The 13821-nt window shown below is 71.7% G+C and carries 10 protein-coding genes; 6 read left to right on the forward strand and 4 right to left on the reverse strand.

What is annotated here, in order from left to right; all coding sequences use genetic code 11:
• Positions 1–1056: glycoside hydrolase 5 family protein (locus DW309_RS13935; protein ID WP_136045710.1), on the reverse strand; the 1056-nt coding region annotated here is incomplete at its 3' end.
• Positions 1057–1289: 233 nt separating this feature from the next.
• On the opposite strand from DW309_RS13935, the gene DW309_RS13940 reads away from it, so the two are divergent.
• The 4 genes from DW309_RS13940 to DW309_RS13955 are packed head-to-tail and all read left to right on the forward strand — an operon-like array spanning position 1290 to position 7658.
• Complete coding sequence (locus DW309_RS13940; RefSeq protein ID WP_168387281.1) at positions 1290–2573, forward strand: ABC transporter substrate-binding protein; 1284 nt, start codon at positions 1290–1292, stop codon at positions 2571–2573.
• 41 nt (positions 2574–2614) lie between these two features.
• Entirely contained in the window at positions 2615–3502 is an 888-nt protein-coding gene (locus DW309_RS13945; RefSeq protein WP_136035139.1) for a carbohydrate ABC transporter permease, read from the forward strand.
• A complete protein-coding gene (locus DW309_RS13950) occupies positions 3499–4428 on the forward strand; it encodes a carbohydrate ABC transporter permease (protein WP_136036573.1) in 930 nt (309 codons plus the stop codon). The genes DW309_RS13945 and DW309_RS13950 overlap by 4 nt, the downstream gene beginning before the upstream one ends.
• Entirely contained in the window at positions 4425–7658 is a 3234-nt protein-coding gene (locus tag DW309_RS13955) for a GH92 family glycosyl hydrolase (protein ID WP_136045712.1), read from the forward strand. The genes DW309_RS13950 and DW309_RS13955 overlap by 4 nt, the downstream gene beginning before the upstream one ends.
• Here the strand turns inward: DW309_RS13955 and DW309_RS20060 are convergent.
• Positions 7642–8847, reverse strand: a complete 1206-nt coding sequence (locus DW309_RS20060) for an endo-beta-N-acetylglucosaminidase H (RefSeq protein ID WP_240753232.1) — start codon at positions 8845–8847, stop codon at positions 7642–7644. The two genes, DW309_RS13955 and DW309_RS20060, sit on opposite strands and share 17 nt — an antisense overlap.
• Before the next feature lie 144 nt (positions 8848–8991).
• Here DW309_RS20060 and DW309_RS13965 point away from each other — a divergent pair, with 144 nt between their 5' ends.
• Both DW309_RS13965 and DW309_RS13970 read left to right on the forward strand, forming a co-directional pair.
• The gene (locus DW309_RS13965; RefSeq protein ID WP_136045713.1) at positions 8992–10911 is read left to right on the forward strand and encodes a heavy metal translocating P-type ATPase; all 1920 of its coding nucleotides are present in this window, start codon (positions 8992–8994) and stop codon (positions 10909–10911) included.
• Positions 10912–11034: 123 nt separating this feature from the next.
• Complete coding sequence (locus DW309_RS13970) at positions 11035–11313, forward strand: hypothetical protein (protein ID WP_136045714.1); 279 nt, start codon at positions 11035–11037, stop codon at positions 11311–11313.
• 15 nt (positions 11314–11328) lie between these two features.
• On the opposite strand, the gene DW309_RS13975 is transcribed toward DW309_RS13970, so the two are convergent.
• The gene (locus DW309_RS13975) at positions 11329–12963 is read right to left on the reverse strand and encodes a fucose isomerase (RefSeq protein ID WP_136036302.1); all 1635 of its coding nucleotides are present in this window, start codon (positions 12961–12963) and stop codon (positions 11329–11331) included.
• The coding region (locus tag DW309_RS13980; RefSeq protein ID WP_240753233.1) for an FGGY-family carbohydrate kinase at positions 12960–13821 on the reverse strand (862 nt) is incomplete at its 5' end. The genes DW309_RS13980 and DW309_RS13975, both read right to left, overlap by 4 nt.

Consider the following 13821-nt stretch of genomic DNA (forward strand, 5'->3'; position numbering starts at 1 on the left):
CCGCGCCGGGGCAGCCGTGCGCGCGCGCAGCTCGGGGATCAGCTCCGCGAACCGCCGGCCGATCGGCTTGGCCGCGCCGGACTGGTCGACCAGGCCGAGCGAATACTCCAGGTCGGGGAAGTCGCCCAGGTCGCGGCTCACGTCGTGGGAGCACCACCACGTGACGCCCCAGAGGTTCTCGGTCCGCGCCGAGGAGCGCAGCGTCGCCTCCAGGAACCCGGGCATCTCGTCGGGTTCCAGACAGTTCGACGGCGCTCCGACCTCCTGCAGCCACACCGGGCGCTGCGGGTCGGTCGCGAACGCCCGCGACAGCTCGATCAGATACTCGGCGTGCCGGTCGGCGGCGACGGAGCGACCGCCGTAGCGCTGCGCCGTGCCGTTGAAGATCCACGAGTGGATCGTGGTCATGGCGCCCAGGCGCGAGGCGTGCGCCGGGGCGAACCCGTGCTCGTCCATGTACCAGACCGCGTCGTACTCGCTGTGCACGTGAGGAAGTCCGGGAGCGGCCTCCCCCGCGGCCGCGAGCAGCGTCTCGATCCACGCCCCGGCCTCGTCGACCGTGACCGGCCACGGCGCGGGGTGCGTGTGCGCCGAGAACTGGTTGACCTCGTTGCCGAGCGTGAGGCCGAGGAAGTTCGGGGCATCGCGCAGCGCCTCCGCGAGCCGCTGCACCAGGGCGACCTGCCCGTCGAGCGCCCTCGGATCGGTGAACATGTTGCGGTCGTGCCAGGTGTACAGCCAGGCGGGCACGAAGTCGAAGCTCGACAGGTGGCCCTGGATCACGTCGACGCTCGCGTCGAGCTCGAACTCGGCGGCGATGTCGACCATCGCCCGCACGTCGTCGAGAGCCTTCGGGCGGATGAGGTTGCGGTTCGGCTGCAGCACGGTCCACAGCGGGAACACGCGCACATGGTCGAGGCCCAGTTCGGCGAGGGCGGCGAAGTCGCGGCGCACGTCGTCGGGCGTGAAGTCGAGCCAGGAGTGCATCCAGTCCTTCGACGGCGTGTAGTTCGCCCCGAACCTCAGGGGAGCGTCGAGAGCGCCACGCTGCGTCATGTGTTCGCACCTTTCGGACAGAGCCCCCCGACGAGGGCGGATCGCACCACTATAACGCTTGAGCAGCGGGACCGCGGCACGAGATTCCGCTCGCCGCCTGCGCTCTCCGCTCCCTCTCTTGACACCGATGGATTCGGATGGTTTCATCAGCTAAAGCGCTGTAGTCCCGTCCTGTCGGACCCGCGCCGAATCGCCCGCCTCGAGGAAGAAGCACGATGAGAGTTCCCGCACGCATGGCTGCACTGGCAACCTTCACGATCGGCGCCCTCGCGCTCGCCGGCTGCACCGGCGGTGGCGCCGGCGCCGGAGACGCCGGGCCGATCGACACCTCCGGCGACCTGAGCGGCACGATCCAGTTCCAGACCTGGTCGCTCAAGAACGAGAAGTTCACGCCGTACTTCGAAGACCTGATCGACGCGTTCGAGAAGGAGCACCCCGACGTGAAGGTCGAGTGGCTCGACCAGCCCGGCGACGGCTACCAGGAGAAGATCCTCAGCCAGGCCAACGCCGACACCCTGCCCGACGTGCTCAACCTGCCGCCCGACATCGCCTACCCGCTGGTCGCCGCGGGCAAGCTGGTCGACCTCGACACGGCCGACCCCGACCTGAAGTCGGCGTACAACACGGGCGCGTGGGAGGCCTACAGCCAGTACCCGGGCGTCGACGGCACCTACGGTCTGCCGTGGTACCTGTCGAGCGATGCGTCGTGGTGGAACCTGGCGCAGCTCGCCCCCTACGGCGTCACGGAGCAGAACCTGCCGACCACGGTCGACGAGCTGCTCACGCTCGCCACCGACGTGGCCACCGAGTCGGGCGGCAAGGTGCAGCTGCTCTCCTCGATCCCCGCGCTCGACACGTTCACGGCCGCGGGCATGGAGGTCATCGACGACAAGGGCGAGTTCGACTTCAACACCGACGAGGCCGCCGCGATCATCCAGAAGTACGCCGACGCATACGCCGCGGGCGCCATGCCCGCCGAGGCCCTCACCGGCGACTACGGCGGCAACGCCGAGGCCTACATCCAGGAGAAGGTCGCCTTCACGACCGGCGGCACCGGCTTCACGACCGATCTGCAGAAGGACGCCCCGTCGCTGCTGGCGAACACCGTCGCCACCCCGCGCCTCGGCATCGCGCCGCTCTACGTGCAGGGCCTGAACGTCTCCGCCGACTCCGACAACAAGGAAGCCGCGCTCGCGTTCGCCGAGTTCGCGACGAACCAGGAGAACCAAGTGGCGTTCTCGTCGCTCGCGGTCGGGACCGCACCCGGAACGGCCGAGGGCGGCGACCAGGTCGTCGAGAACATCGCCTCCTCCGTCACCGACGAGAAGCAGCTCGCCGCGATCGACACGGTGTTCGGCGCGATGAAGGACGCCAAGGCCCTGCCGTTCCAGTGGACGTCGGACATGGCGACCTACATGACGCAGCAGATCGCGCTCGCGGTCAACGGCGAGGCCGACCCGAAGGCCCAGCTCGACAAGATCGTCGAGTACGCCAACGCGAACCGCGTGGACCAGTGACCATGAGCGCGAGCACCGGCACCCGGCAGCGAAGGACGACGATGAGGTCCCACCGGTGGTTCACCCCGTGGCTGCTCCTCGCCCCCGCCGTGATCTGGGTGCTGGTGTTCGCGCTGTGGCCGTTCCTCAACACCGTCGTCCTCAGCTTCACGAACGCCCGCCCGCTGCGCACCCCCGAGTTCGTGGGCGGCGCGAACTACGAGCGCATGTTCGGCGACGAGATGTTCTGGAACGCGCTGACGACGTGCCTCATCTATGTGGTCGTGTGCGTGCCGCTGCTCACGATCCTGCCGCTGCTGCTCGCCCTGCTGGTGCAGAAGAAGCTGCCGGGCATCTCGTTCTTCCGCACCACCTTCTACTTCCCCGTGATCGCCTCGGTCGTGGTGGTCGCCCTCATCTGGACCTGGCTGTTCGACAGTCGCGGCATCATCAACCAGACCCTGGAGTTCCTCGGTCTGATCGACAAGCCGATGGCGTTCCTCGTCGACCGCTGGCTGCTGCTGGGCTGCGCCATCCTGCTCACGGTCTGGAAGGGCCTGGGCTACTACATGGTCGTGTACCTCGCGGCGCTGGGGAACGTGGGCAAGGAGCTGCACGAAGCTGCGATGCTCGACGGTGCCGGCTCGTTCCGTCGCTTCCTCTCGGTGACGATCCCGTCCGTGCGCGGCGCCATGCTCCTCATCTCGGTGCTGATCGCGGTGTCGGCCATGCGCGTGTTCGCCGAGCTCGACGTGCTGTCCAAGAGCACCGGCGGCCCCGGCGGCTACGACATGTCGCTCGTGATGCTGATCCGCCAGGTGGGCTCCGGACTCAACGGCAACATCGGCTACGCCTCCGCGATCAGCGTGGCCCTGTTCCTCCTGACGCTCGTGCCCCTGGCCGCGATCGCGTTCATGAACCGCGAGAAGAAGGCGAAGGTCTCCGCATGACCACGCTCACCCCGCCGCGCGCCGACGACCGCGCCGACGACGCCCCGGTCCGCCCCGCGCGCGAGCGCATCTTCCGGCACCGCGGCTCCGGCGACTTCAGCAAGCCGACCCTCGGCGGGCTGATCGGCCGCTACGCGCTGCTCCTCCTGGTGCTCTTCCTGGTGATCGGGCCGTTCGTGTGGCAGCTGTCCACGTCGTTCAAGGGTCCGCAGGAGAACATCTACTCGTTCCCGCCGGAGCTGATCCCGCGCGACCCCACCCTGCAGAACTACACGCGCGTCGCCGACATCGTGCCGGTGTACCTGTACGCGTGGCACTCCCTGCTCGTCTCGCTCGGCACGGTGCTGAGCAACGTGATCCTGGCGACCTTCGCGGGCTACGCGCTGGGCTGCATGCGGTTCCGCGGCAAGTGGATCGTGATGGGCATCCTGCTCTCCACCCTGCTGTTCCCCGGCGAGGTGACCGTGACCAGCAACTTCCTCACCATCCGCGCCCTCGGGCTCGCGGACACGCTGTGGGGCGTGTTCCTGCCCGGAGCGATCAGCGCCATGAACGTGCTGCTCGTGGCCACCGCGTGCCGCATGATCCCGAAGGACGTGCTCGACGCGGCGACCGTCGACGGCGCGACCACGTGGCAGCGCATCCGGCACATCGTGTGGCCCAACATCCGCGGCATGGTGTCGGTCGTCGCGATCTTCGCGTTCATCGGCGCGTGGGACGACTACCTGTGGCCGCTGATCGTGCTCTCCGACCCCGCGAAGTACACGCTCACGGTCGGCATGGCGTACCTGAACAGCAGCTTCTCGGTCGACCCGCGCCTGATCGCCGCGGGCACCATGATCGCCCTCGTGCCGATCATCATCATGTTCTCCTTCACGCAGCGGTTCTTCTTCAAGGGCGTGCAGGAGGGTGCGCTGAAGGGGTGACCGCGGCGCCGTTGACCCCGGCCGCCGGTCCGGCCGATCCCCCGTCGTCGCGCCCGCACGCCGGGGTGCTGCCCGGCGACGTGTTCGCGTTCGCTTTCGATCCCGCCCTGGGGCCGCAGCGGCTGGACGTGCCGGGGCTCTCCGACCTCACCGTCACCCCCGAGACCGTGCTGCACTGGGCGTTCTACGCCGACGGGGCGGACGCGACCCTGGCTCCGCACGCGGCGCTCGCGGTGACGGTGGACGTGCGTACGGCGGACGGGACCCGGCTGAGCGACCACGCCGCCGTCCGCGACCGCTACGACGTGCCGCTCACGCCCGAGGCGCAGTTCGCCGCCCGCTGGAGCCTCCCGGAGCAGTGGAACGCCGATACGGTCGCGCTCGCCCCTCTGTCGACCGGGGGCGCGGTGCGGGCCACGGTCGAGCTGGTGCTGGGCGCGCCGTCGCTCACGGGCGCGGAGGGTCTGCCCGCCCGCGCGACCGGATTCGTGCAGGTCCGTGTGGAGGAACGCCGACCGGCGGACCCCGACCTGCCGCCGGTCGAGCGCGTCGACACCCGCCGCGGCACGCACTCCGGACCGCGGTTCTCGCGCGGCAACACGATCCCGGCGGTGGCGGTGCCGCACGGCTTCACGTTCGTCACGCCGGCGACCGACGCCGTGGACGCCCGCTGGCCGTACCGCCCGTTCGTGCACGACGATCCGCGGGGCCGCCGCCTGGAGGCCCTGCAGTTCTCGCACCAGCCGAGCCCGTGGATCGGTGATCGCTCGGTGCTGCAGCTCATGCCGTTCCTCGGCCGCGCCCGCTCGGGGCGCGCGGCACGGCGACGGTGGATCGTGCCGGGCAGCGAACGGGCGCGCCCCCACGAGTACGCCGCCGACCTTGGCGACGGACTGCACGTGGCGATGACCGCGACCTCGCACGCGGCGGCGTTCCGGGTGGCCGCCGACGACCCCACGGCCACCGTCGGCTTCGTGATCGATCAGCTCACCGACGACGGCCGCCTGACCTGGACGGACGACGGCGAGTTCCAGGGCTGGATCCCGGAGGGCGCGGAGGACTGGGGCAGCGCGCCGCGCTGCTACTTCGCCGGGGCGACGGTCGGCGCGACCGAGGCGCGCGGCCGGCTCGACGACGACGGGCGCGAGCGCGTCGCCGGGCACCTCGACGGGCGCGGCAGCCTGGAGGTCCGCATCGCGGTGTCGTTCCTGTCGATCGCGCAGGCCCGGCGCAGCCTCGCCCAGGAGGCTCCGCCGTCCCGGTCCTTCGAGGAGCTGCGCGCCGCCGCAGCCGCCGCGTGGGACCGCCTGCTCGGCCGTGTGACCCTCCCTCCGCTCGACCCGCGGCAGCGGCCGTACCGCGGTCTCGCCGACGAGGAGCATCGCGCCCGGATCGCGGCGGCCCTGCACCGCATGCACCTGTACCCGAACACGGCGAGCGAGAACGCGGGCACCACCACCGCGCCCGACCACCGCTTCGCCGACGTGTTCGCGCCGCGCGCGCCGTTCGGGGAGACCGAGACCAGTGCGCCCGTAGCCGCGGGCGAGCTCGTGGTGAACAACGGCTACTGGGACACCTACCGCACGGAGTGGCCCGCGCTGGCGCTGCTCGACCCCACCCTGACCGGGCAGCTGCTGGACGGCCAGCTCGCCCAGTTCCGGCGGGGCGGGTGGATGGCGCGGTGGAGCGCCCCGGGGTACGTCGACAGCATGGTGGGCACGTCGAGCGACCAGATCTTCGCCGACGCCGCGCGCTGGGGTGTGGCGTTCGACCGGGAGGCCGCGTTCGAGAGCGGCTGGCGCCACGCGTGCGAGCCGGGGCCGGACGCCCGTCGCGGCCGCAAGGGCATCGGTCGCGGGCGCTTCACCGGGTACATCTCCTCCGACGTGCCGGAGGGCATGAGCTGGAGCATCGAGAACGCCGTGAGCGACGCGGCCCTCGGGCGGTTCGCGCGGCAGCTCGCCGATGACGCCGCCACCGCCACGGACGCCGCCCGCTACCGCGCGTTCGCCCGCTACCTCGCCAACCGCGCCCGGTCGTACCGCACCCTGTTCGATCCCGACTCGGGCTTCTTCCGCGGCCGCGACGCGCACGGGTCGTTCGCGCCCGGCTTCGACCCCCGGGTGTGGGGTGGCGACAACGTGGAGACCAACGCGTGGGGGATGTCGGTCGGCGCGGTGCACGATGGCCCCGCGCTCGCGACGCTGTACGGCGGCCCCGCCGGTCTCGGCCGCCACCTCGACGCGCTGTTCGCCGAGCCGGAGACCGCCGACGAACGCTTCGGCGGCGCCTACGGCACGGTCATCCACGAGCAGCGGGAGGCCCGCGCGCTGCGCTCCGGCATGTGCGCGATCTCGAACCAGCCCGCCCACCACATCCCCTTCCTGTATGCGTTCACCGACCGCCCGTGGGCGGGCGCTGCGATCGTGCACGACCTCGCGGGGCGTCTGTTCGCCGGCGCGCACATCGGGCAGGGCTTCCCCGGCGACGAGGACAACGGCGAGATGAGCGCCTGGTGGCTGTGGGCGGCGCTGGGCCTGTATCCGCTCGAGCTCGCCTCCGGGCGGCTGCGCATCGGCTCCCCGCTGTTCGACGACGTCCGCGTCGACCGCGGTGACGGGTCGACGCTGCGGATCCGCGTGCAGCGGAGCGAGCCGGGCGCCCACGTGCTCCGGTCGGCGCTGCTCGACGGCGACCCCCTCCCCACGGCCGACCTGCCCGTGGAACGACTGACCGGCGATGCGGTGCTCGACCTGACCTTCACGCTCGACCCCGCGGAGGCGCTGGAGGCCGCGGCGCCCGACGACGCCGTCGAGCCGTGGCACCCGGACCTGACCTCGGAGGCGGGCGAGGCGATCGCCTCCCGGGGCCTCGACCACGCGGCGCGACTGTTCGACGACGGCGACCCCGCGGGGGCCGACGGCGTGAGCCTGCGGCCGGGCGAGTGGGTGGGGTGGCGCTTCCCCGCGGCGCGCGACATCACCGACGGGAGCGTGACCGCGGTCACCGCGACGCCCGCGTCCGGGTGGCACTGGGAGGTCGAGCGGGCGGACGGCGGGTGGGAGCGGGTGGCCGCGACCCATGCCGAGGCGCTGCGGCCGGATCGCACGACCCCGTTCACCCTGGCCGCACGGACCGTGACCCCGGCGATCCGCCTGTGCGCGGACGCCGAGGTCACGATCCGTCAGCTCGAGCTGTTCGCCCTCGCGCCGGTCACTTCGTCAGCGTGAACGTCACCTCGGTGCTGTTGCCGGCGACGTCGACCACCTGCAGCGTGTTGACCCCGAGGACGGCACCGAGCACGCCGGGCTTCAGCACGTCGAGGTCGCGGGACTCCCCGTTCTCCAGGTCGGTCGGCACGCCGTTCAGCACGACCCGGTCGATGAGCCCCTCGTCGTGCAGCCGGAAGCTCACCCGCTTGTAGCCGTCGTCCTTCTGCTTGGTGAACTGCGCGCCGCTCTTGAACGTCACGGTGGGCGCGGTCGTGTCGGCCGGAGGCGCCTGGAAGACCGTGGCCTCTCCCTTCAACGCCTGCGTGATCCCGGACAGGTAGGCGGACTGGTCGGTCGCCGTGAGGTTGTAGGCGACGTAGACGCCGTACCCGTCGGCGACCGTGCGCTGCGCGAAGTCTGCCGCGGTGGCGGCGCTCGTGTTCGACAGGTCGATCGCCGCGGCGCCGAGCCGCGCGCGATCGTCCAGGCCCGGCACGGTCGGGGCGTCGTACGTCGGGTAGTACGGGTTCCAGGCGTGGTCGAGCACCCCGTCGACGTCGAACTGCGTGAAGTCGGTGGTGGTGTACGACGGGCCGATCGCGTAGAGCGTGATGAGCTTGTCGGGGCCGAGCCGCTCGCGCAGCGCGGTCGCCAGCCACCCGAACGACTGGGTATTGGGCTGCGGTGTGCCGTTGGCGCCGTACTCCGTCCACTCGTCGTCGAAGTCGATGCCGTCGAGGCCGTACGTGGTCACCGCGTCCTCGAGCTGCGCGGCGAAGGCGTCGGCGGCGGCGAACGAGGTGAAGTTCGCGAACCCGGCCCCCTGGTGGTTGCCGAGCACGGAGAGCAGCACCTTCGTGCCCTGCGCCTGCAGCGGCCGGATCTGGTTCTCCGCATCCTGCAGGGTCTCGGTCACCCGCTCGTTCAGGTGCAGGTACGCCTGCTGGCCGTCGTAGTTGATGTTCGCGGCGAAGATCATCGCGAGATCCACGGCGGGGCGACCCGAATCGGCCAGGGTGTAGTCGGCGACGTTCGCTAAATCGTTCGAGTTGACCTCGACGTAGACCGCCAGCTTCGCCTCGTCGACGGTGGCGTCCGCAGCGGCCGGGCCCGTCGCGGCGACCGCGGTGAGGGCCACCGCAGCGGCGGAGAGGGCGGCCGTGAAGGCGCGCCGATGGCGGTGACTTCTGGATGAGGACGGATACATGGGGGTTCGTCTCCTTCGGCATCGTTGTCGAGCGCGAGCCGCATCGGCGCGACTCGCGGCCGACTATATCGCTTAAGTTCTGCGGGTGAAAGAGTGGACGATCCGCCCTTGGCCTCCGCCGCCGTTCCGCGGGATGCTGGGGGCATGCGTTCGCTCAGCCTGCTGTGGCGGTACCCGGTCATCACCCTCACCGTGCTGGCGTTCGCCCTGGTGGGCGTGCTGCACGCGGTCGATCAGCAGCAGGTCGGGCGCTGGATCGCGACGGTGTACGTCGCCGCGGTCGTGGTGTGGACCCTGATCGGGATGGTGCGCGACGTGCTCCGCGGCCACGTCGGCCTCGACGTCCTCGCGGTCGTGGCGATGGTCGCGACGCTCGCCGTCGGCGAGTACATCGCGGCGCTCATCATCGTGCTGATGCTGTCGGGCGGGGAGGCGCTGGAGGACTTCGCCGGCCGCCGCGCCCGCCGCGACCTGTCGGCCCTGCTCGACCGGTCGCCGCGCATCGCCCACGCGCTGCACGACCCCGGCGACGCGCAGTCGGACGAGGCGCACGACGTGCCGGTCGACGAGGTCGCGGTCGGTGATGTGCTGCTGGTGCGTCCGGCCGAGATCGTGCCGGTCGACGGCACGCTGCTGACGACCGAGGGCGAGTTCGACGAGTCCTCGCTCACCGGTGAGAGCCTGCCGGTCTCGCGGCACGCGGGCGAGGAGGTGCTGTCCGGCGCGATCAACGGCAGCCGGGCGATCCGCCTCCGCGCCCTGCGCACCGGAGCCGACAGCCAGTACCAGCAGATCGTCGCCCTCGTGCATCAGGCCGAGTCCTCGCACGCGCCCATCGTCCGTCTCGCCGACCGGTTCGCGATCCCCTTCACCGCCGTCGCGCTCGTCCTGGCTGGCACCGCGTGGGCGCTGTCGGGCGATGCGACGCGCTTCGCGGAGGTGCTCGTGCTCGCCACCCCGTGCCCGCTGCTGATCGCGGCACCCGTGGCGTTCCTCGGCGGCCTGTCCCGGGCCGCGAAGTCGGGCGTGATCATGAAGAGCGGGGCCGTGGTCGAGCAGATCGCGCGCGTCCGGTCGGCCGCGTTCGACAAGACCGGCACGCTCACGCAGGGCCGCCCGGAGCTGGTCGAGGTGCGACCGGCGCCCGGCTTCGACGCGGACGAGGTGCTGCAGCTCGCCGCCTCGGCCGAGCAGTACTCGTCGCACGTGCTGGCCGCGGGTATCCGCACCGCCGCCGAGGCGCGGGGGCTGCCCCTCGAGGCGGCCGCGGAGGCGAGCGAGACCGCGACCAACGGCGTCTCCGCGACGATCCGGGGCCGCACGGTCGTGGTCGGCAAGCCCGCCTACGTCGCGTCGCTGGCGCCAGACACCGTGCGCGCCGAGCTGGGCACGGGCGAGGCGGCCGCCTACGTCGCGGTGGACGGTCGCTTCGCCGGAGCGCTCCTGCTCGCCGATGCGGCGCGGCCGGAGGCCGCCGCGGTCGTCTCGTGGCTGCGGCTGCACGAGGTGGAACGGGTCGCGATGCTCACCGGCGACGTGCGGTCGACGGCGGAGTCGGTGGCGCATCAGCTGGGCATCGAGGAGGTCCACGCCGAACTGCTCCCGCCGGAGAAGGTGCGGCTCGCGGCCGAGCTCGAACCGCGGCCCGTGCTGATGGTCGGCGACGGCGTCAACGACGCCCCGGTGCTCGCGGCGGCCGACATCGGCATCGCGATGGGCGCCAAGGGGGCGACCGCGGCGGGCGACGCGGCCGACGTGGTGATCCTCGTCGACTCGCTCGCGAAGGTCGTCGACGCGGTCGCTATCGGCCGGCACACCCTGCGCGTCGCGCTCACGGCGATCTGGATCGGCATCGGGTTGAGCGTCGGGCTCATGGTCGTGGCGATGACGGGCCTGATCCCCGCGGTCGCCGGGGCGCTCGTGCAGGAGCTCGTCGACCTCGCCACGATCCTCTACGCCCTCCGCGCGCTGAGCGGTCCGCCGAGCGGACTGCGCCCCGGTGCCGACGGCACGGGTGCGGACGCGGTCCCTGCGGTCGCCGCGACGCCCGCGCCCGGCCGCTGACCGGCGCGCTCACCCCTCCTCCACGACGCCGTCCGACGACGGTCACCGCACCGATGGGGTCTTCGCGCGCGGGCGCCTGCGGAATACCGTGACACCGTGGACGTCCTGGCAGACACTGGAGGCATGCCCGTGAACGACCCGCAGATCTGGACGCTGCTCGGCGTCTTCGCCGCCGTGATGCTCGGCGGGATGACCCTCATGACGACGCAGCTCAGTCGTGTCATCCGCTCCGAGGTCGGTCGCGTCGAAGGCACCCTCTCCGCCCGCATCGACCGCGTCGAAGGCACCCTCTCGGCCCGCATCGACGGGATCGACGCCCGCCTCGGTCGGATCGAGTCGAAGGTGGAAGACCTCGACAAGGAGCTCACGAACCTCGCCGTGCGGTTCTGGCGCTCGCAGTGACGCCCCGCGCCCGGCTCAGACGCGCACGTCCCCCACGAGGTTCACCCGGATCCCCATCCCGTCGAACATGGCGGCCTTCGCGATGAGGGCCCGGTCCGCGGTCTCGGCGTCGGGCGCATAGACGAGCTGCGCGTGGTTGGCCTTGTGCCGCGCCATGAACTGGTCGCGCGAGATGCCGTGCAGCACCACGTGGGCGATCGGCCACTCCGGGTTGGTGGCGTCCTTGCGGCGCTGCGTCTCCTCCTCCGGCAGCTCGACGACCGAGGCGCGGAAGATGTCGGCCTGCAGCACACCGTCCGCGATGAACACGCGCGACAGCACGACCTCGCCGGGCTTCGAGACGCCGTTGATGGTGGCGCCGCCCGCGGGGAAGAACACATGGCCCTGGCGCCAGCCCTCCGCGTGCTCCCAGCCGCCGAGGTGCGAGGCGGGCACGGAGCCGGAGATCTCGTACACCCACACGAACTGCCCGTCGAAGTCCTCGCCCCAGCGCACGTCGTGCAGCGTGTTGTCTGGCACGAGGCCCATCGCCCGCCAGACCCGGTCGGTCACGAGTGCGTCGACCGCGACGCCCTCGTCGGCCTCGTTGAAGTGCGGGAACGCGCGGCCCTCGTGCAGCACGCGGGAGCCGTCGCGCGACGTGACCGGCGGGCGCTCCGTGGTGTTGAGGATGCCCTCGGCGAGGTCGGACGCGGGCACCAGGTCTTTGAGACCCTGCTGGTACTGGATGCCGACGGCGTCGAGCCCGAAGTCGTCGGCGATGCGCAGCGCGGCGATGTACATCTTGAGCTGCCACTGCACCTGCTCGCGCGTGAGCTCGGTCGCGGCGTCGTCGCCGTAGCGGAAGGTCATGCCGTGGTCGATCAGCCAGTCGTACGCGGCGTCGGCCTCGTCCTCCGTCACGGTCAGCATTTCGGCGTACAGCGCCGACTGCGACAGCCGCTCCTTGTAGATGCCGGTGTGGTTGAGCAGTTCGTCGTCGAAGATCGCGTTGTACATGCCCATGCAGCCCTCGTCGAACACGCCGATGATGGCCTTGTCGGCGCGCAGCTGCGCGGCCAGGGCCTCACCGAGCTGCTTCTCCGGGCTGTCCGGCAGCGCGGGCAGCGGACGCACGTGCGACTGGTCGTGCGTGATCGCGCCGGTCTCGGTCCACTCGCGGATGCCGTCGATGAACCAGTCGTCGGTGTAGTCGACCGACCAGGTGGTGGCGTAGGGCTTGCCCATCTTCGTGAGCCCGGCGTTCAGGCCGAGCAGACCGACCAGCCCCGGCCAGTCACCAGCGAAGTTGGCGACCGTGAGGATCGGGCCCTCGTGCGTGCGCAGCCCGGCGAGCACGTGGTGCGAGTACTGCCAGTTGGCGATCGCGACCACCAGCGGGGCATCGGTGGGGATGTCGCGGAACACCTCGAGGCCCATGCGCTGGCTGGAGATGAAGCCGTGACCGGTCTCGGGGTCGACGCCGAACGGCCGGATCACCTCCCAGCCGAGGTCGTTCAGCACGCCCGTCACACCCGCTTCGAGCTCCACCTGGGTCGGCCACCCGGCGACGTTCGCCGACTCGCGCAGATCGCCCGAGGTGATGAGGTACGCGGTCTTCGGTGCCGCGGTCGGGCGCGCGGCGGGCGCGGGCAGGGTGTACGTGGTCATGGTGCCTCCGGGGTCGGGGTGGTCGGGGTCGCGCCGCGCTGGTCCGCGGCGAGGTCGTGGACGACGGATGTGGTCCCCTCGTACAGCCGCACGTAGCGGTCGAACAGGGCGTCGTAGAAGGGGCGCAGCGCCGCGTCGGGCCGCACGGTCTCGGCGATCGGGTTCCAGTCGTCGATGGCGGGAGCGGCACCCGGGGCCGCGGTGGCTCCGGCGGCGAGGAACGCGGCGCCGTAGCTCGCGCCGATGGTCGTCTCGGGCACCTCCTGCACGAGTCCCGTGACGTCGGACACGATCTGGAGCCACAGGCGCCCCTGGGTGCCGCCGCCGACCGCGACGATGCGGCGGATGTCGGCGCCGGCGGCCCGCATGGTCTCGACGTTGTGGCGCACGCCGAGTGCCGTGGCCTCGAGCGCCGCGCGGTACAGGTCGCCGCGGGTGTGCTCCAGCGTGAGGCCGGCGATCACGCCCCGCGCATCCGGGTCCTGGATGGGCGTGCGCTCGCCCGCGAAGTACGGCAGCATCAGGAGCCCGCGGGCGCCGGGGCCGGAGGTGGCGGCCTCGCCGAGCAGCTCCGGGTAGTCCGCGCCGGTGAGGTCCTTCAGCCAGGCGGTGAGCGCGCCGGAGGTCGAGAGTCCGCCGGCGAGGTTGCGCGTGCCGGCGAAGGCACCGGCGGTCGTCCACATCGAGGGCGTGCGCAGGGTCTCGGCGCCGGTGGCGACGAGGAACATCGTGGTGCCGTACATCAGCATCAGGTCGCCGAGCTCGTGCGCGCCCACGCTGACGGCCTCGGTCCAGGCGTCGATGGTGCCGGTGACCACGGGGGTGCCGGCGGGGATGCCGGTGGCGGCGGCGGCCGCG

This window comes from Microbacterium sp. K41 (assembly GCF_004794395.1).
Lineage (GTDB): Bacteria > Actinomycetota > Actinomycetes > Actinomycetales > Microbacteriaceae > Microbacterium > Microbacterium sufflavum.

Bases quoted from the DNA above. Each gene is read 5' to 3' on its own strand.
- DW309_RS13940 (WP_168387281.1), top strand. From the start codon at position 1,290: ATGGCTGCACTGGCAACCTTCACGATCGGCGCCCTCGCGCTCGCCGGC.
- DW309_RS13945 (WP_136035139.1), top strand. From the start codon at position 2,615: ATGAGGTCCCACCGGTGGTTCACCCCGTGGCTGCTCCTCGCCCCCGCC.
- DW309_RS13950 (WP_136036573.1), top strand. From the start codon at position 3,499: ATGACCACGCTCACCCCGCCGCGCGCCGACGACCGCGCCGACGACGCC.
- DW309_RS20060 (WP_240753232.1), bottom strand. From the start codon at position 8,847: ATGTATCCGTCCTCATCCAGAAGTCACCGCCATCGGCGCGCCTTCACG.
- DW309_RS13965 (WP_136045713.1), top strand. From the start codon at position 8,992: ATGCGTTCGCTCAGCCTGCTGTGGCGGTACCCGGTCATCACCCTCACC.
- DW309_RS13970 (WP_136045714.1), top strand. From the start codon at position 11,035: ATGCCCGTGAACGACCCGCAGATCTGGACGCTGCTCGGCGTCTTCGCC.
- DW309_RS13975 (WP_136036302.1), bottom strand. From the start codon at position 12,963: ATGACCACGTACACCCTGCCCGCGCCCGCCGCGCGCCCGACCGCGGCA.